Here is a 20,534-nt window from a genome sequence, read left to right as displayed (position 1 = left end):
GGCAATTTGTAGGCGCGACAGCTTATGACAAATGACAAATCACAAATCAAGATTGGCAAATTGGAATCATAATAATGAATGTAGCTCCCTGCCCCAGTTCGGAAACACACTGCAATGTGCCTTTGTGTTTTTCAGCGACAATCTGATAACTAATGGAAAGTCCCATTCCTGTGCCTTTGCCGACAGGTTTTGTCGTAAAGAATGGATCGAACAATTTTTGCTTGATATGAGCAGGAATTCCGAGGCCATTATCTGTGATTTTAATGGCAACTTGTTTGCTTTCTACCAGGGCAGTGCAAATCGTAATGGTAGGATTTAAGAGTTGGTTTTGAGTGTTTGCTTCTTCTAGGGCATCAATAGCATTGCTCAAAAGATTCATAAACACTTGGTTGAGTTGTCCGGCATAGCACTCGACTAACGGTAACTCCCCATAATCTTTGACAATCTCAATGCCAAGAGAATCAGATTTCGCTTTCAGCCGATGTTGCAAAATCATCAGTGTGCTATCAATACCCTCATGAATGTTGACTTCTTTCATATCGGCTTCATCCATGCGGGAGAAAGTGCGTAGAGAGACAACAATTTTTTGAATGCGTTCTGCTCCAACTCGCATCGAATAAATAAGTTTGGGTAAGTCTTCTAGCAGAAACTCCAAGTCCATCGCCTCACTTTCTTCTTCAATCTCAGAATGGGGAGTTGGGTAATGTTTCTGATAAAGTTCCAGGAGTCTGAGAATATTTTTGGTGTATTCATTCGCATGGCTAAGATTGCCGAAAATAAAGTTGACTGGGTTGTTGATTTCATGGGCGACACCTGCCACTAATTGACCCAATCCTGACATTTTCTCGGATTGGATCATCTGCATTTGGGCGTGCTGGAGTTCTTGCAGGGTTTGCTCTAGTTCTACTGTGCGCTGATTCAATTGAGCTTCAGCGCGTTTGCGTTCACGAAGTGCAGCTTGCTGTTCGCTAACATCGTGGATATTACCAAGAATTACCGTTTCACCATCCAGAATAATTTTAGTAAGTGTGATATCAGTATCAAAGACTGTACCATCCCTGAATTTTTTACTTTTCCACTCAAAGTTAACGGTTTCTCCAGTTAATGCCCTTGCCCAAAAGTCTGGAGCAAGGTGAAAGGGATTATCAGGTGCAGAACAGTGTTTCAAGACAGAGATTCCTGTAATTTCTTCTTTGTCTAGTTCATAGAGTTTTAAGGCCGAATCGTTAGCATTTAAAACCACACCATTCAAGTCATGAACAAGGATGGCATTATTAACGTTATTAAAAATAGTGCGGAGATTTTTCTCAGAAGTTTGCAGAGCAGCTTCAGCACGTTTGCGATCGCTAATCTCAAAGCTTGTGCCAATAATCCGGTAAATCCGTCCCTCATTATTCTTGAGTGGGTTGAAATTGATCATCCACCAGCTTTCCTGCCCATCAAAGGTTAGGCACTGCTCATGAGAAAGGGGCATTTCGGTTCTAGCGCACTCAGTAAGCTGTTGTTGGATAATTTCAGCCTGTGCTGGATCAAGCACTTCATCGGGCGTTTTGCCTACGGCATCAGCACTACTAATTCCAGACGCTCGTTCTGAAAGAGCATTCCATCCGGCATAATAGAAGCGACTATCTTCCGACACATCCACAACAAAAATGCTCATTTCGGCTCCGTTGTAGATGCTGCTCAGAAACTGCTCTTTCTCTTGAAGTGCGGCTTCTGCCAGTTTGCGTAAGCAAAGCTCGTCGTAGACATCGCTAATATCAGTTACTACCCCATCCCACACAACCGAGCCATCGGCTTGCAGTTCTGGTCTAGATGCACATTGAATCCATTTGATTTTGCCTGAAGCAGTCACAATTCGCCACTCCAGTCTAAAAGGCGTTAACATTCGAGCAGAATTCAAAACTAACCGTTCAACTCTAGAGCGATCGTCTGGATGCGTCATGAGGGAAATATTCTGTACCCCTGCCATGACTGCCTTTGGATCGACCTCATACAGGTCATAGCAACCCGAACTAACGTAAGGTGTTGAGAAAGAGCGATCTGTAGCCAGACAGAACCTAAATACCATCCCTGGAACATTGTCAACCACCTTCTGGAAGCGGGCTTCACTGGTACGCAGTTCTGCTAGTGTTTGTTGGGACTGCTCATAGAGCCGAGCATTTTCTAGAGAAATAGCGGCTTGAGTACATAACAGGTTAAGCATCTCGACGCGATCGCTAGTAAATGCCCCTGTCGTCAAGTTATTCTCCAAATAGAGGATACCTGCGAATTTACCCCGGTAGAGAATCGGACTACATAAAATGCTTTTTGGCTGTTGGTTCAAAATGTAAGTATCGCTGGCAAAGGTTGGATGAGTAGTCGCATCCGCTAACACCACAGGTTTTAAGGAATGTTTAACGTGATAAATCAGTCTCAGAGGAATATCCTCGCTTTCCTCGACTGGAGTTCTTTGCAGAACGATGGGTTGAGTATTAGCGGTGACAGTCCCTTTAATCACCAAGCGTTCGCCCGTGGTATCGTGTAGTGAATTGCCCCACAGCAGCATTAACACGCATTTTTCTGCCCCAGCATTTTCAATCACTATCCGAAGCAAGGCGGCTAGGAGTTTTTCTAATTGAATTTCACCAGAAAGAGTTTGAGAGGCTTTGAGAACAGTTAGCAGATCGAGCGATTCTGTAATACTGCTTGAGCTAGAGGTTTCAGTAGAATGAAAAGCTGAGGCAAAAATTGTATCAGATGGTGTAAGTGACGGTTGCCGTTGTTGCACAATTGCAGCCAAAAGCTGAGGATAGCGATGTTCTAAATCGGTGATTTTGGCTTTAGCTCCCCAATGAGCGTAGCAGTAATACGCTTCTTGCATATATGCTTGGGCAAGTTTTTGTTTGCCCCATTGGAGGTAGAATTTGGCTGCTAGTTCGTTGCTTAGTGCTTCTTCTTGAATATATGCATTTGCTTTGGCAGAAGCGATCGCGCGATCGTAGTAATCCATTGCTTCATACATCTGCCCCAACACCCGATACTGTTCTGCTTCAACCAAATAAAATTTGTGTAAATGATTTTTAGGTGCATGGTTTGACCATTCTTTCAGCTTCTTTTGATTATCAATAACTTCTTGGGGCAAACTATTATCTTCCCTACCTTGGGCGTTGGGTAACATCGCCAGATGAGTTAATGAATCGTAAAAGTGAAACACCGGAATCATGAAACAACCGGATACACCATTCAAATATTGTTTGGCATTAACTGCTACTTTTATGGCTTGCTCCCACTCATTGAAGAAGTAACAAAGAATTAGTTTATTTATATATAGTGTTCCCATTGCATAAAGGTCGTTAGCCTGTTGATGCTTGGGCAACATGATTTCTTCGTCATATACTACACCTTTAATTTCCCAAGGACACTTACTCTCTCCCAGGAAATTTAAGACGGATTGGTAAAAAACTCTGAGATAATTGTGAGCAACTTCCTGTTTAAGTTGAGCCAATACCTGACTGTAAACCTTCATTTCTGGTTCTAGGATTGACAAATCTTTTCCCAGAAAATAGGACAGCGAACAATAATTGTAGGCACAGTAGGCAGCATATTCTAAAGTGCCCATATCCAAACCGCTATGGTATCCGTCGAGCAAAGGAGCGAGTGAATCTTGAATATGATATTTCCAAGGCTTCACAAAGGGATAAACCATGTTTATCGTACTGGCTTTAAATTCTCTACTCTCGAAGCGTGATAATAATCCCATTGCCAGTTCGCTAATGCGATCGCCTAAATCTATTTCTCCAATACCACACAGAATTACTCCATACCAAGCATAAGCCTGTGCTGATACCGCCGCATTCCCATAAGCAACTGATAACCTAACCTGCTTGCACACGATTAATGGCAGTAATTCTGGAACCGCTTGATAGACTGCTGCTGTTACAGTCGCTAAAATTCTGATCTCTGCCAAAGCTTTCAGGTCTTTCATCTCAGGCAGTTCTAACAAATATTCTAAATGTTTTTCTTTTAATACATCTTGAGTTTGTTGTAAACTTTCAGTAATATCTGCGTTAGTCGGCTGCTCTGGAAACGACATTCCAAATAATTTTAAAATAGAAAGAGCAGTTTTAATAGCTTTGGGCTGATTACTTTGGGCTACATCAGCCAAAATTCTCACTTCATAGACCTTCACTTTGTCTAGTAATTGACGAGCATTTTGCACTACCTCATCAACTATCTGCTCCATTTGCCGAAAGTAACCACTCAAACAGGTTAATTCGGCGGCTAAATTATAGAGAGCCAACGTCAAATCATAGTGTTGCTGCCAACAACTTGCTGTGAGAAGTTCTATTCCTTTGGTGGCGTATTCAATTGCTGCGACGTAAGCAGTTGCAGATTTTGCTTTTTGGGCAGCAGCTAGATTTAGCTTTGCTAATCTCTCCCGTTCAGTTGCTAAGACAATTAAATCGGCTCCTTTATTTAATTGATTCACAATCTCAAAGATTTTTTCCTCTTTTTCCGTCTCGTTCATGACACCTAAAAGCAATCGCCCAATTTTTAAGTGCATCAGTTGCTTTTGATTATCGGGAATCAGCGAATAAGCAGCTTGCTGGACGCGATCGTGCAGAAACTTATAGAAAACAATCACTTTTTCATCAGTTAGTGCTGCTTGAATCTGTCCATTCTCCTCAATCAACAAGTCTGATTTTGACTGATAAAACTTGTAAATATCATTACTGGGAATCACTAACCCTTCTTGAAGGGCTTTCCATAAGTCAGTAGCAGTTACAGTTTGAGACTTTTCCGAGACAATTGCCAGCATTGCTAAATCAAAAGAGTTACCAATACACGCTGCGAGTTTTAGGACATTTTGAGTGGCAACTGGCAACTTCTCTAACTGCATTGCCATGAACTCTACTACATCATCTCTAAGAGAGAGCGATTGCACATAACTAATATCACACTGCCAATGTCCAACTTGAGGATCAAACTCAATGCCTCCCTCTTCATATAGTGCCTTGAGAAACTGTGTGCTGAAAAATGGATTTCCTTGGGTTTTTTGATAGACTAGCTGGGTTAAAGGTTCTGCGATCGCAGCTGGACATTGCAATGTATCCTTAACCAGCAAATTTAAACTTTCTTGACTTAAGGGAGATAGTGCGATTGTATTTACCGTAGTGCCAGCTTTCTTGATTTCTTCTAACGTCAATATCAAGGGATGAGCCGGCGACACCTCATTATCACGATATGCACCAATCAATAACATAAAGCCGCTTTCTCTCTGGCCAATCAACACCTGAATCAAGTTCAGTGATGCTGAATCTGCCCACTGTAAATCATCCAAAAACATCACCAAGGGATGTGTGACTGTGGTGAATACTTGAATAAATTTTTGGAACAACAGATTAAAACGGTTCTGGGAAGCACTACCTGAGAGTTCCACCACTGGGGATTGTTGCCCAATAATCTGCTCTAACTCAGGAATTACCTCAATAATTACTTGGGCATTTTCCCCTAAAGCTGTCAGAATCTTCTTCTTCCATTCTTTTAACTGGCTGTCACTTTCGCCTAATAACTGCCCCATCAAGTCACGGAAGGCTTGGACAAAGGCACTGAGGGGAATGTTGCGGTTGAACTGGTCGTATTTGCCTTTGATAAAGTAGCCTCGTTGCCGGACAATGGGCTTATGTACTTCATTCACCACTGCCGTTTTACCAATGCCGGAGAATCCCGCCACTAACATGAACTCCGAGGCTCCATTGGCAACTCGCTCGAATCCTTCTAGTAAGATTTTAACTTCTTGCTCCCTGCCATAGAGTTTTTCTGGGATTGCAAAGCGATCGCTTATATCTCGCCCTCCAATGGAGAAATGCTCAATCTTAGCGATTTCTTTCAGTTGTTCTCTGCACAGATGCAAATCATGTTTTAGTCCCAACGCACTCTGGTAGCGATCCTCGGCATTCTTCGCCATTAACTTGTGAATAATTTCTCCCACAACCAAAGGGATCTCAGAGTTGATATCGCACACATTAGGAGGAAGTTTTGCAATATGACAATGCACTAACTCCATCGGATCTTGAGAATCAAAAGGCAGTTTTCCTGTCAGTAGCTCAAAAAAACTTACTCCCAATGAATAAAAATCACTGCGATAGTCAATCCCCCGATTCATCCGTCCCGTTTGTTCTGGTGACAGATAAGCCAGAGTCCCTTCGAGGACATTAGGATTTTGAATTTCAGTGGTTTCTCTCGGTAATAAGGAGGAGATGCTGAAATCTATCAGCTTTAACAGCTTGGTGTCTGGGTTAATTAGGATGTTAGCGGGTTTAATGTCTTTATGAATCACCCGTTGTTGATGTAACTGGTGGAGAATATCTGTCAGTTGTAGGGCTATAATTAGGAATTGCTCTAAGTTTTGTGGCTGTTCTTTAGTAAATTGCCGTAGTGATATGCCACCAAAATCTTCCATCACCAAAGCATAGCCATTATTATAGGGTTCTAGGCTATAGGGCTGAATAATTCCAGGAATATCTAAGTTTTTGGCAAGGGCATATTGGTTGCGAAACTGGATGAGTTCGCTGAAGCTGGGATATTCCCGTTTTAAAAGCTTGATTACAACTGCTTGGTTATCTGCTTCTCTGACGGCTCGATACACGAGTGTGCGCGAACCTGAGTATAGTTGCTCTCTAATTTGGTAGCCTGTCAGTGTTACAGTTATATCTACTTTTGCGCTCATAGCTTTTGCGGGGAGTTTCTCTAGTCAATTTAGAATTCCCTACAGGACATCTTGTGTAACAAATTTTGGCAATTATTTACGTTTTGGATGTATCGCTTGTATGAGAAACTGCAAGTTATAGCGGTTCTCGTTCACGTGAGGTACACCCGTAGGGGGGCACGGCATGCCGTGCCCCTACACCTTGCGATATAATTTTTTACCGCACCTGAGTGGGAACCGCTATACCGATCGCTGATTGTGGAAATAAAAGATTAACGAACCGCAGAGGCGCGGAGAACACAGAGAGGTTGATGGTTAAACGTAAGAGTGCTTCTAATTCTGAGGAAGGTTGGAATTATGAGGCGAAGGTTATTTAAATAGAGGGAATTATCGCTGGCATTGAGGCGGGTGAGTTGGAATTGGAAGAGGTTTTTGACCAATTTGCTAAGGCTGTAGAGTATTTGCGTCAGTGCGAAAGTTTTTTGCAGCAGCGACAGCAGCAAGTAGATTTATTAATTGAAACTTTGAATGATGAGTAGAAATATTCAAATTTATTAGATAGCGTGATTGCCCCCTGGTGTCCTGTCAGGGATGGATCGCTTGTTTTGTAAGCAATGCTAAAAGTTGATCGTGGGTATCATAACAGAGATAGCTAGAAACCAGATTTAGATATATGCGTTGGCGTAGCCCGTCGTAGACATCGCCAACAAGTGATAATTTAGCATTTTTCGCTAATCAGTTAAGATAATCTTCATCAATCTTCTTTCCCTTTACCCTTCTCCTTGGAATTATGACGCAGGATGAGTTGTTGGTACTGATAGATCGCGCCGTGGCTGAGGGTTGGCAAGAGTTAGACTTGTCGGGGCAAGAGTTGACTGAGTTACCTGTGGAAATTGGTAAGTTGCAGCAGCTTGAGTCTTTGATTTTGGGAAAGAAGGTTGAAGATTATGAACGAGTAGGAAACCGCTATCTCGAAAAGGTTTTAGGCAACAATTTAAAAACGCTTCCACTTGAACTATTGGGTTTGCCTAATTTGCGTAAGTTGGATATTAGTGGCAATCCTTTAGAGAGCATTCCCGATGTGGTAACGCAAATACTATATTTAGAAGAACTTATCTTAATTCGAGTAGAGCTAACTGAAATACCTGATGCGCTCGCTAAATTAACCAATCTGACGGAGCTTGACTTGGGTTTCAACAAAATAAGTGAGATTCCAGAGGCGCTCGCTAAATTAACCAATCTGACGGAGCTTGACCTCAGTGACAACCAAATAAGCGAGATTCCAGAGGCGATCACTAATTTGACTAATTTGACTGGGCTTGACCTCGGTCACAACCAAATAACCAAGGTTCCAGAGGCAATCGCTAATTTAACCAATCTGACTGGGCTTGACCTCCGTAACAACCAAATAAGCGAGATTCCAGAGGCGATCGCTAATTTAACCAATCTGACTAAGCTTGTACTCTATGGCAACCAAGTAACCCAGATTCCAGAGGCGATCACTAATTTAAGCAATCTGACTAAGCTTGGCCTGATTTCCAACCAAATAACCCAGATTCCAGAGGCGATCGCTAAATTAACCAACTTGACGGAGCTTATCCTCAGTGACAACAAAATAACTGAGATTCCAGAGGCGATCGCTAAATTAACCAATCTGACTACCCTTTACCTCCGTCACAACCAAATAACCAAGGTTCCAGAGGCAATCGCTACGATCGCTAAATTGACCAATCTGACGGAGCTTGACCTCAGATCCAACCAAATAACAGAGATTCCAGAGGCAATCGCTAAATTAACCAATCTAACCACCCTTTACCTCTATAACAACAAAATCATCGAGATTCCAGAGGCGATTGCGAATTTAACCAATCTGACGGAGCTTATGCTCAGTAACAACCAAATAACCGAGATTCCAGAGGCGATCGCTAATTTAACCAATCTGACGCAGCTTGACCTCAGTGACAACCAAATAACCCAGATACCAGAGGCGATCGCTAAATTAACCAATCTGACGCAGCTTGACCTCCGTAGCAACCAAATAACCCAGATTCCAGAGGCGATCGCTCAATTAACCAATCTGACGCAGCTTGACCTCCGTAGCAACCAAATAACCCAGATACCAGAGGCGATCGCTCAATTAACCAATCTGACGCAGCTTGACCTCCGTAGCAACCAAATAACCCAGATTCCAGAGGCGATCGAAAGTTTGCCGAAATTGGAAACACTAGATTTACGGGGAAATCCGCTTCATATTTCACCAGAGATTTTAGGATCTTTTGATAGAGTTGGTTCAGTTAAAGACATTTTCAATTACTTGCAATTACTCCGTAGCGGTGAAGTGCGTCAACTCAATGAAGCCAAACTATTGCTCATCGGACAAGGCAGCGTCGGTAAAACATCCCTGATCGAGCGACTAATCCGCAATAAATATGATAAAAATCAATCCCAAACCGACGGACTCAATGTAGAAACTTGGAACGTGCCGATCAATAGCCAAGACATTCGCCTCAATGTTTGGGACTTTGGCGGACAGGAAATTTATCATGCCACCCATCAGTTTTTTCTGACTAAGCGCAGCCTCTATCTACTAGTTTGTAATTGTCGCACTAGCGAAGAAGAAAACCGCATCGAATATTGGCTGAAACTAATCGAAAGCTTCGGCGGACAGTCCCCCGTGATTATCGTTGGCAACAAAAAAGACGAACAACCTCTCGACATCAACCGCAAGGCATTACGCGAAAAATATCCTAACATCCAAGCGATTATTGAAACCTCATGCCAAGAAAATATCGGCATTGATGAACTTCGCACCGCAATTTTGCAGCAAGTTGGCAACCTCAAAGAAGTCTACGACCTTTTACCCCTGACATGGTTTGAGGTTAAACAACAACTCGAATCCATGCCCCAAGACTTCATCAGCTACAACCGCTACATCGGTATCTGCCACGAAAACAAGATTTCTGAAGAACAAAACCAAGATCAACTTATTGATCTCCTCCATCGACTCGGTTTAGTTCTCAACTTCCGCGATCATCCCATCCTCAAAGATACTAACGTCCTCAAACCCAACTGGGTTACAGAAGGCATTTACGCGCTCCTAAGCGATGAAAACCTCAAAACTAAAACTAAAGGCATTTTCACCCCCGCCGATCTCACCGGCATCCTCAATCCAGAGCGTTACCCCACCGAGCGCCACCACTATCTGATCGGGCTGATGAAAGAATTTGAGCTTTGCTTTGCATTAGATTGTAACCCACCACAATTTCTGATTGCAGGACTTTTGCCCAAAGACCAACCAGACGAAACAGAACTAGAAGGCGAAACCCTTGAATTTCAATACCATTACAAAGTTCTCCCCGAAAGCATCATCTCCCGCTTCATCGTCAACACCCACGAAAAAATTCATAAGCAAATCTATTGGCGCAGTGGCGTAATGCTGCAATATCAAGAAAACAACGAAATCTACAACATCGCTCGAATCAAAGCCGATCCCGAAGACAAAAAAATCTTTATCACTATTAGCGAACGCCAAGAAACCCGCCGCTTATTTCTTGGCATCCTCCGCGATGTCTTCCAAAAAATCCACAAAAGTCTCCCCAATCTCGAAATCACCGAATGGGTTCCCGTCCCCAACCATCCCAAACATCCACCCCTTGACTACCAAGAACTACTCGGACAAGAATCAATGGGTGAAAGTACAATCACCATTGGCAAACTAAAATTAAAACTCGATTTGCGTCAACTTTTAGATGGCTATGAATCAGTAGAATCGCGTCGAAAATCACAAAAAACAGATAATGATTTAGATGATAGGACTGCTTATGAAGATATGCGAGATATTGCTAAACTAGCTGTCAGCAGAGAAATTAAAATTAATAATAACAATAAAGCCGAGGCAAATGCTATGTCAGAAAATCCTCAATTCACAAACAACCTTCAAGGCGCAAACATCGCCAACCTTGCCAACCAAGTCAAAGACAACGCCAGTCAGCAAGCCTCTAACTTCAACCAAACAAGCGGCGCAAGCGTAGCAGAACTAATGCAACTGATCGGCAACTTACGCCAAAGTGCTGCCCAATTTCCGCCAGAAACCCACGACGACATTATCATCGATATTGATGATGTAGAAGTAGAAATTCAAAAGCCAGAAAAAGAACGCAATTTACCCAAACTCAAAAAGCGTCTAGTAGCTTTACTAGCTGCTGCTACTCTAGTCGCTGCCCCGATCGCAAGTATGACAGATTTTACAAAGAATATTCTGGAAATAGGGAGCAAATTAGGCATAGAACTAAAGCTTCCCTCTGGTAAATAGACTTTGCTCACTCTAGGGGCGATCGCAAATTCAAGCTTTACAACAATTAAAGAACAAATAAGCGATCGCTATTCATCGATAACTTTTAGGCGCTCGCATAGCTTGAAATGATGCCCGCCTTTGATTTGATGAGAATTGAACTAGCGATCGCCGAAATAACAAATGGGTTCTCCGAAATAACAAATGGGTTCTCCGAAATAACAAATGGGTTCTCCGAAATAACAAATGGGTTCCCCAAAATAACAAATGGGTTCTCCGAAATAACAAATGGGTTCTCCGAAATAACAAATGGGTTCTCCGAAATAACAAATGGGTTCTCCGAAATAACAAATGGGTTCCCCAAAATAACAAATGGGTTCTCCGAAATAACAAATGAGTTCCCCGAAATAACAAATGGGTTCCCCGAAATAATACAACCAACCTACTAAGTAAGTAGGCGTGAATAATTAAAGGTTTGTAGTAAAAGCTGAAGTCCTTACTACAAGCCAATTACAGCTATTTTCAGGTAAATGAGCTTTTTCGTGTTTCATTGGACGCATTACAGCGCAAGAACTGAGCAGATCAATATGATGAGCAGTTGTGGGGCGTTGCTAGATAAGTGCAAAAAGGACATAAACTTTTTGATGGTAAAACTAACAAAAGAGGTGGTTATGGCTAAATTTCTTTTTGTAACTGACTTAGATGACACCCTCGTATATCGCACCGTGGGGGATGACAGCGCTTTACCAGAACTAAATCAACTGCTGAAGAGACATCGCCAAGAATACGGCACTAAAATTGTTTATTCTACCGGGCGATCGCCTGTACTTTACAAAGAACTCAAAGCTCAAAAAAATCTCTTAGAACCAGATGCCCTCGTCCTTTCTGTAGGTACAGAAATTTACCTTGATGGTACTGATACTCCAGACTCAGATTGGTCAGAAATCCTCTCTCCGGGATGGGAACGGGAAACTGTATTATCTATTACCCGAAAATACCGTGAGTTAGTTCGGCAACCAGATTCAGAACAGCGTGCCTTCAAAGTGAGCTTTTTTCTAGAGCAAGATGCATCTGCAAATGTTCTACCACAACTTGAAGCAGAGTTGCAGAAATCTAAATTAAATGTAAAGTTAATCTACAGTAGCGGAATAGACCTTGACATTGTACCTTATAGCAGCGATAAAGGTCAGGCAATGCAGTTTTTACGCCAAAAGTGGAAATTTGCAGCAGAACAAACAGTTGTCTGTGGTGATTCGGGTAATGATATTGCTTTATTTGCTCTAGGCAACGAACGGGGAATCATTGTCGGGAATGCCCGAAAAGAGTTACTCCAATGGCACAATGAGCATCCCTCTGACTACCGCTACCTGGCTTCATGTTTTTGTGCAGGTGGAATTATTGAAGGCTTAAATTATTTTGGTCTCTTGTAATGATTAGTTATTTAAAAGGTATAGTCGCTGGTATCCAAACAATTGGCGCTAATCGCGTGATTCTGACTCTGGAAGTCAACGGCTTGGGGTATGATTTGCAAGTTCCCCAACGCCTAGCAAACCAGTTACCAGAGTCGGGAGGAGTGGCGCAAATTTTTACCCATTTGCAAATTCGCGAAGAAGTGCCGTTTTTATATGGCTTTGCTTCGCCATCCGAACGCGATTTATTTCGCCACTTGCTGACTGTCACAGGGATTGGTGCAGCTTTAGCGATCGCCCTCTTGGACACTCTGGAACTACCAGATTTAGTCCAAGCAATTATCGCTGGCAATACACAAATCTTAATTCAGGCTCCAGGTGTCGGTAAAAAAATCGCAGAGCGCATCTGTTTGGAACTGAAAAGCAAATTAGTCGAGTGGCGCAAATCAGCCGGGTTCTTCGTCGCCACAGGCGGGCCAGCACCAGGAATTCTCGAAGAGGTACAAATGACCCTCTTCGCTTTAGGATATACTGCCCATGAGGTCAGTCACGCCCTGCATGTGGTCAGCGAAGACATCGGACTACCCAAAGATGCTTATGTGGAAGATTGGATTAAACAAGCGATCGCTCATCTCAGCAGCGAACAAGTTTAATTGTCATTTGTCATTGGTCATTAGTTATTAGTTATTTCTTATTCTCCCCCTGCCTCTATGCCAACCGATCCTTATGCCTGGCTAAAACAGTCCTTAGCAACAATTCATCGGGCGGACTGGTATCGTTCGGTACAACCTATCAATGGTCGTCCGGGTGCAACGGTGGTTTTAGCTGGGCAAGAGGTAATTAATTTTGCCAGCAATGACTATTTGGGATTAGCTGGAGATGAGAGGTTGATGGCAGCGGCGACGGCTGCGATCGCAAAATTTGGGACTGGTAGTACTGGTTCTAGATTACTCAGTGGGCATCGAGAATTACACAGGGAGTTAGAGGAAGCGATCGCATCTACCAAACAAACAGAAGATGCTTTGGTATTTAGTTCCGGGTATCTAGCTAATTTGGGTGCAATTACCGCCCTTGTGGCCAAGCGCGATCTAATTTTCTCTGACCAATACAATCATTCCAGTCTGAAAAATGGAGCGATTCTCAGCGGTGCAGCATTTGTGGAATACCCGCACTGTGATATGGAAGTCCTAAAAACTCAGTTGAGTCAACAGCGGCAAAATTACCGACGCTGTTTGATTCTTACTGATAGCGTCTTCAGTATGGATGGCGATTTATGTCCAATGACTGCACTATTGGCGATCGCTGATGAATTTAACTGTATGCTGCTAGTCGATGAAGCTCATGCTACCGGCGTACTCGGAAAAACTGGCGCTGGGTGTGTTGAGCATTTTGGGTGTACAGGAAAGCAATTAATTCAAGTTGGCACTTTGAGTAAAGCTTTAGGTAGTTTAGGCGGGTATGTAGCAGGAAGTACCGCCTTAATTGACTTTTTGCGGAACCGCGCACCCAGTTGGATTTATACCACTGGGCTTTCACCTGCTGATACAGCAGCAGCCTTAGCAGCAATCAAGATCGTGCAACAAGAACCGCAACGCCGTGCCCAATTGTGGGGAAATATACATTACTTGAAAACTTTGCTGCAACAGTTACCTAACTTAAAATTACTGCCTTCTGAATCACCCATATTATGTTTTCAATTGCCTAATGCCACAGATGCCCTCAAAGCTGGAAAACAGCTAAGAGATGCTGGCATTTTTGCCCCAGCAATTCGTCCCCCCACAGTGCCCACAAGTCGGATCAGAATATCCGTGATGGCAACTCATGAAGTAGCACATATTGAAAAATTGGTAGCAGTCCTGAAAGATGTTAATTACAGCTAATTTAATGTTAAATAGATGACACTAGGGTGGGGGATTAATTGAATATATAGCGGGTTGAGTAAGGTACACCCGTAGGGGCACGGCAGTGCCGTGCCCTTACACTTTGCGATTAATCTTGTACCGCATCTGAATGGGAACCGCTATAGTTCTGTTGATGCCGAACTAACTAACGGGGCGTTGTGTGGCAGCAAAAGTAAGATAAAATACTTTGAAATTTCAGATTTTGGAATTGAGTAAGTAAGTCGATGGAAATAAACCAAACTATCTTACAAAACGTAAATATGCTTGAAACCTTTACTAATAAGAAATGACAAAGGACAAATGACAGCCATAGCTAGTTATGTTTAATTACACCGCCCTACTTATTATTTATATAGATTGGCAAACCAACGCTATGGATATAAATATAGAATATTAATGGTAAATTATTTATTTTCAATACTATATTATCGAGTAATTAACTTCTAACAAAAGGAGTTTTATCAACTAAGTAAAAATCTATCTGGAGATAAATTACTAAAATTTGCAAACTAGCTTAGGCTGTATAGAGCCTTTGCAATAAGTATTGGTTGTTCCAAAACATTTTCATGCCTCATATTCATTCTTCTCACTTACTACGTTATAGTGTCACTGTACTAATTATCATAATCGCACTAGTACTAATGCTGATACTAGACCCCTGGTTAAGCATGAGTAGAACTCCTTTCCTGCTGTTTTTTAGCGCTGTAGTGGTGAGTGCTTGGTATGGCGGTTTGAAATCAGGGCTATTGGCAACCTCCTTATCTGCGCTAGTCAGCAATTACTTTTTTCTCCCACCAGCTTACGATCTGAGTTTTGACCTATCTAATTCTGTGCGAATTGGGTTATTTGCATTACAAGGATTACTCTTTAGTATCGGATGTGAGGCATTAAAGACTGCTAAAAGACAGGCTGATAGAAATCTACAACAGCTAAGAGTTAGTGAAGAGCGATTTCGATTAGCGTTAAGCAGTTCGGATATCATAGTCTTTCAACAGGATCGAGATCTGCGATATCAGTGGATTCATAATCCTCAAGGTCTAAATACTGCTGAGGAAATGTTAGGTAAGTCTGATGATGAATTGTTTTCAGCCGTAGTAGCAAAGCAATTGAAGGCAATTAAGCTGAAGGTAATAGAGACTGGTGTTTCAACCCGTGAAGAGGTTTATGTAACAACCTGTGGAGAAGATCGTTACTATGATTTGCTGGTTGAACCACTGAAAGACCCAGACAATAGTATTCATGGTATTACTTGTGCGGCTGTGAATATTACAGAGCGCAAGCAGACAGAACTAGAAAAAGCCAGGTTACATCAGGAACTTCAGCAAGCCGTTCAGCAAAAAGATGAATCTCTGGCATTACTCAATGCTTGCCTTACCAGTTCACCAGTGGCACTGGCTTTTCTCAATACAGAACTTCGCTATATTTATGCTAATGAAGCACTAGCTGCCATCAACGGTATACCCCAAACTCAACATATTGGCCGCACCTTTCGGGAAGTATTACCGGAATGGGCAGCACAAATTGAGCCTGTTTTTGAGCAAGTGATGCAAACCAGGCAGCCCTTACTTAATCAGGAAGTCAATGGTGAAACCTATCCGCCTGGGGTGTATCGTTATGCTCTTGTTAGCTATTATCCAGTGTGTTTACCGGATGGTCAATTGTTAGGAGTGGGCACTAGTTTTGTTAATATTACTCAACTCAAACAAACTGAGAAAGCCTTGCGGGAAAGCGAAGCAAAGTTTCGCAGCGTAGTTGAGTCAAATATGATTGGTATTGGCTTTTGGGATAGAGACGGTAGGATTACAGAAGCGAACGATGCCCTGCTCAATATGCTGGGTTATACCCGTGCAGAATTACTTGCTGGAACACTTAGCTGGCAAGACTTAACTCCTACAGAGGATGTGTCACTCGATAAGGAAGCACTAACTCAATTTCAAGATAGTTTCTTTTGCCCACCATATCAAAAAGAATATATCCGTAAAGACGGCTCACGGTTGCCGATTTTGGCAGGTGGTAGCCATTTTGAAGGGACTGTAGATAGAGGAGCTTTTTTTGTTCTCGATATTACAGAGCGCAAGCAGGCTGAAGAAAGACTGCACTATATCGCCCAAATTAGTAGTGTCCTCTCTACTTCGCTAGATTACGAAGAAACCTTAGAACAAATTTCCAAAATATCAGTTCCTAAGCTAGCTGATTGGTGTAGCGTTGATATTTTAAATGAAGATGGTTCCATTCGCCGCTTACCCATTGCCCATGCAGACCCATCCAAAACGAAGTTAGCGCGTCAACTTCAGGAGTATGCTATGGATTACAGGAGTGCAAGTGCAATTACTAGAGTCCTACAAACCGGGCAAAGCGAATTAATCTCAGAGATATCTGACTCGCTATTAGTAGCGACAACTCAGAATCAGGAACACTTAGAACTTGTCCGGCAATTGGGCATGAAGTCTGTGATGATAGTGCCGTTAATCGCACAAGGGCGAGTCCTCGGCACTATCAGCTTTATCAGCACGCAATCAAACCGTCGCTACAATCGCACTGACTTAACTTTAGCAACAGATATTAGCCATCGTGCAGCCTTAGCAGTGGAAAATGCTCGACTTTATCGAGATATCCAGCAAGCTTTAGTCCATTATGCCGAGTCTCTATCTCTTCTAGATGCGCTGCTAGAAGCCGCTCCTGTTGCTGTATGCTTTTTGGATCGGGAACTGCGATATATCCGAATTAATCAAGTTTTTGCTGACATTAACGGTTTGACTATAGAAGAACATTTAGGACAGAAATTTGGGGAAGTGTTGCCAGCAATGGCGGCTGAGTTGGAGCCAAGGTTACAGCACGTTTTGGATACAGGAGAACCCCTGCTGAATGTAGAAATCAGTGGTGATACAAGGGAACAACCTAGACGTTACGGCTACTGGCTCGGTAACTATTACCCAGTCAACAACGCAATGGGTGAAACGGTAGGAATTGGAATTATTTTGGCAGATGTGACATTAGCAAAGCAAACAGAAGTAGCGTTGCGGGAAAGCGAAGAAAGGTTTCGGGCAATGTTCAACCAAGCAACTGTGGGTATTACTCTGGTAGCGTTAGATGGGCAATTTATTCAGGTAAATCCTGCCTTTTGTGAGATTACTGGGTATAGCCATGAAGAATTAATGCAAATGAACTTCCGAGAAATTACTCACCCTGACGACTTAGCAACTGATGGGGAAAATGCTCTGCGAGTTTTGGCAGAAGAGATTAGTGGTTATTCCTTAGAGAAGCGCTATATTCGCAAAGATGGTTCTATAGTTTGGGTAAACTTAACTTCGTCAGCAGTTTGGGATACCAACGGACAACCAAAGTATGCATTAGGCATTATTGAGGATATTAGCGATCGCAAACGAGTTGAAACAACACAACAGTTTTTAGTTGAAGCCAGCACTTTATTAGCCGCCTCGTTGGATTATGAAATCGCCTTGGAAAGTGTGGCTAATCTAGCAGTTCCTACCTTGGCTGATTGGTGTATTGTAGATGTCTTCCAGGAAGATTGGTCAAGTAAACAAATTGCGATCGCAATTGCCGATGCCACCAAACTAAGTATTTTAGACGAAATTCGCCAGCGTTATCGACCCCAAACCAGAGCCAAACAGCTTGTACGGCAGCTAAGGCTAGGAATATCTGTCTTTTATCCCGAATTATCTGACTCTCATCTTCTAGAGATGTCTGAAGACAACGAACATCTGCAATTGCTGCAAAGCCTGGGTATTCGTTCTCTAATGGTGATTCCAGTTCGTTCTCGCGGGCAATTATTTGGAGCAATCTCTTTTTTCACAGCCGAGTCAGGTCGTTACTACCAAAAAACAGACTTGGCTTTAGCAGAAGATATTGCTCGTCGAGCGGCCATAGCCATCGATAACGCCAGACTTTACCAAGAAACTCAACAAGCAAAACAGGCTGCTGAAAGGTCTGTCAATCGCACCATCCTTTTACAAAGAATAACTGCTGCCTTCTCGGAAGCCTTAACTCCCCAACAGGTAGCCGATGTAGTGGTGAACCAAGGGATTGCCGCCTTGGAAGCTACTGGTGGTTCCGTTGTCTTACTTACTGAAGGAAATACTACCCTAAAAGTTGTGCAAGCAATTGGCTATCCCCAAACGCTCGTAAATACTTGGACAACTTTCCCCATCACAGCCCCTAACCAAATAGCAGAAACAGTCAGAACTGGGCAGCCGATTTTTTTAGAAAATTTAGCAGCCATGATTGCTAGATATCCCGACTTAGCAGATGTTGTGACTGTTATGGGGAATAATGCCTGGGCTTCCATTCCCTTGGTAGCAGAAGGTAAAGTAATTGGAGCTTTAGGATTAAGCTTTACCACTGGACAAATATTTAACGAAGAAGACCGGGGATTTATGTTGACACTGGGACAGCAGTGTGCACAAGCGATCGCTCGCGCTCAACTTTACGAAGCTGAAAAGACTGCTAGGGCCCAAGCTGAGACAGCCAACCGCATTAAGGACGAATTTCTTGCTGTCCTTTCCCATGAACTGCGAACTCCCTTGAATCCGATTTTAGGGTGGGCAAAGTTACTCAGAACTCGCAACTTCGACGAAGCCACGAAAATTCGGGCATTGGAAACAATCGAGCGGAATGCCAAATTACAAACCCAACTCATTGGAGATTTACTTGATGTTTCGCGGATTTTACAAGGTAAGGTGAGGTTAAATCTTTATGCAGTGGATTTGAAAATAGCGATCGCATCTGCACTAGAAACGGTGCGTTTAGCAGCAGAAGCCAAATCAATTCAAATTAAAACGGTGTTAAGTAATGATATCGGTAAAGTTCTTGGCGATAGCGATCGCTTGCAACAAGTAATGTGGAATCTCCTCTCCAATGCCGTTAAATTCACACCTACAGAAGGACTTGTAGAAGTCCGTCTAGATCAAGTTGGGTTAGATGCTCAAATCCGGGTAATTGATACAGGTAAAGGAATCATCCCGGAATTTTTGCCCTACGTCTTTGATTACTTCCGCCAAGCGGATGCCAAGACAACCAGAGTATTTGGTGGACTGGGATTAGGACTGGCAATTGTCCGCCATCTAGTAGAACTTCACGGTGGTACAGTTCAGGCAGAGAGTTTGGGAGAAGGGCGAGGGGCAACTTTTATAGTTAGACTACCTTTGCTGAAAAATTCTGAGTTGCGAGTCAGTAGTGGTGAAGCTTCTCAAGCAGAACTCAGTACTGACGACACATTGCTTTTGGGAGTGCAAATCCTGCTTGTAGACGATCAAGCTGATGTGCGAGAATTTTTTAGCTTTGCACTAGAACAATATGGCGCGACTGTAACCGCAGTTGAATCAGCAGCCGAAGCCCTGGAAACATTAGCCCAATCAAAACCAGATATCCTACTAAGCGACATTGGAATGCCCTTAATGGATGGTTATATGTTGTTGCGCGAGGTGAGAAAATTACCACCAGAGCAAGGTGGACAAATTCCCGCGATCGCACTGACAGCTTATGCTGGAGAAATTAATTACAACCAAGCAATGGCAGCAGGATTTCAAAAACACCTACCTAAACCCGTAGATCCAAGTGAATTAGCGACAGCAATCGACAAAATAATTCGTAATTCTGAATGACGAATTATCCAATAGGGCAATTCCCAGGATTAACTGCATGGATATATTCACTACCCGATCCCGGTCTTCCTCGTTTATAGTAAGCTTCTTCTGGTTTACCCCATCCTAGCTGCAAAATCATTTCCAAAAAGTTAGAATTTTCCCACTTACATAAACTTGCCCATTCTGTTCTTTGAACAATTCTTTCTACATCAGATGTAAGAATTTGCTGGTATTGTTTACTATTATTGAAACTCAAGTATAAATCCATCTCCATCGAGACTTCATACCAAAATTCTACAATGGGATTTTTAGCAGATTTTAATATCTCTAAGTCACTAGGGAGGGCTATTAAATCAGTATTTACTTCGGGATAGTTCAACTTTTTAGCTTTAACTGTCATCTCCCGCCAGATAATACCTGAAACTTGATTTTCTTTTTGATAATCGTGAATCGCAGCTTTGAAATCTTGATAAGCTGTGAATTGTTGCAGCCCATCAGTTCTAATAAACTGGTCAATTACGGGATTACCAGAGGCTGTTATCTCTAACTTTAGGCGTTTTCCATTGAGGCAAGCTTGGCGTTCGGCTGCCAAAACTTGAATTAACTCCTGAGTGGTGTAAACCTTTGACATCAGAATCC

At 42.6% G+C, this 20,534-nt stretch carries 9 protein-coding genes; 7 read left to right on the top strand and 2 right to left on the bottom strand.

Annotated elements, in window-relative coordinates; translation table 11 throughout:
• Positions 1–46: 46 nt before the first annotated feature.
• Positions 47–6,712: an ATP-binding sensor histidine kinase gene (locus V7K55_RS00485; RefSeq protein WP_334827075.1), complete on the bottom strand. Its 6,666-nt coding sequence runs from the start codon at positions 6,710–6,712 to the stop codon at positions 47–49.
• Positions 6,713–7,068: 356 nt separating this feature from the next.
• On the opposite strand from V7K55_RS00485, the gene xseB reads away from it, so the two are divergent.
• The 7 genes from xseB (at position 7,069) to V7K55_RS00450 (ending at position 19,913) form a co-directional block, all read left to right on the top strand.
• Positions 7,069–7,230 carry an exodeoxyribonuclease VII small subunit gene (gene xseB / locus V7K55_RS00480; RefSeq protein WP_334827154.1) on the top strand — a complete coding sequence of 54 codons (162 nt, stop codon included), beginning with the start codon at positions 7,069–7,071 and terminating at the stop codon, positions 7,228–7,230.
• Between the two features lie 251 nt (positions 7,231–7,481).
• Entirely contained in the window at positions 7,482–11,003 is a 3,522-nt protein-coding gene (locus V7K55_RS00475; protein WP_334827073.1) for a leucine-rich repeat domain-containing protein, read from the top strand.
• A gap of 650 nt (positions 11,004–11,653) precedes the next feature.
• Positions 11,654–12,412 (top strand): sucrose-phosphate phosphatase, encoded by a 759-nt coding sequence (locus tag V7K55_RS00470; RefSeq protein WP_334827071.1) that lies wholly within the window; start codon positions 11,654–11,656, stop codon positions 12,410–12,412.
• Positions 12,412–13,044, top strand: a complete 633-nt coding sequence (gene ruvA / locus V7K55_RS00465) for a Holliday junction branch migration protein RuvA (RefSeq protein WP_069069384.1) — start codon at positions 12,412–12,414, stop codon at positions 13,042–13,044. The genes V7K55_RS00470 and ruvA overlap by 1 nt, the downstream gene beginning before the upstream one ends.
• Positions 13,045–13,101: 57 nt before the next feature.
• Positions 13,102–14,271, top strand: a complete 1,170-nt coding sequence (gene bioF, locus V7K55_RS00460; protein ID WP_334827069.1) for an 8-amino-7-oxononanoate synthase — start codon at positions 13,102–13,104, stop codon at positions 14,269–14,271.
• 90 nt (positions 14,272–14,361) lie between these two features.
• Positions 14,362–14,508: a hypothetical protein gene (locus V7K55_RS00455; RefSeq protein ID WP_334827067.1), complete on the top strand. Its 147-nt coding sequence runs from the start codon at positions 14,362–14,364 to the stop codon at positions 14,506–14,508.
• Positions 14,509–14,858: 350 nt separating this feature from the next.
• On the top strand, positions 14,859–19,913 hold the full coding sequence (locus tag V7K55_RS00450; RefSeq protein WP_334827065.1) for a PAS domain S-box protein: 5,055 nt from the start codon (positions 14,859–14,861) through the stop codon (positions 19,911–19,913).
• A gap of 4 nt (positions 19,914–19,917) precedes the next feature.
• Here V7K55_RS00450 and V7K55_RS00445 read toward each other — a convergent pair whose 3' ends face one another.
• On the bottom strand, positions 19,918–20,526 hold the full coding sequence (locus tag V7K55_RS00445; RefSeq protein ID WP_334827063.1) for a hypothetical protein: 609 nt from the start codon (positions 20,524–20,526) through the stop codon (positions 19,918–19,920).
• Positions 20,527–20,534: the final 8 nt, after the last annotated feature.

This window comes from Nostoc sp., from assembly GCF_036919895.1.
GTDB lineage: Bacteria > Cyanobacteriota > Cyanobacteriia > Cyanobacteriales > Nostocaceae > Nostoc.
Note: the sequence above shows the minus strand (reverse complement) of the source record. Positions and strands in the feature narration are given on the sequence as shown.

Coding starts and splice junctions, on each gene's coding strand:
- V7K55_RS00470 (WP_334827071.1), top strand. CDS start 11,654: ATGGCTAAATTTCTTTTTGTAACTGACTTAGATGACACCCTCGTATAT.
- bioF (WP_334827069.1), top strand. CDS start 13,102: ATGCCAACCGATCCTTATGCCTGGCTAAAACAGTCCTTAGCAACAATT.
- V7K55_RS00485 (WP_334827075.1), bottom strand. CDS start 6,712: ATGAGCGCAAAAGTAGATATAACTGTAACACTGACAGGCTACCAAATT.
- V7K55_RS00450 (WP_334827065.1), top strand. CDS start 14,859: ATGCCTCATATTCATTCTTCTCACTTACTACGTTATAGTGTCACTGTA.
- V7K55_RS00445 (WP_334827063.1), bottom strand. CDS start 20,526: ATGTCAAAGGTTTACACCACTCAGGAGTTAATTCAAGTTTTGGCAGCC.
- V7K55_RS00475 (WP_334827073.1), top strand. CDS start 7,482: ATGACGCAGGATGAGTTGTTGGTACTGATAGATCGCGCCGTGGCTGAG.
- ruvA (WP_069069384.1), top strand. CDS start 12,412: ATGATTAGTTATTTAAAAGGTATAGTCGCTGGTATCCAAACAATTGGC.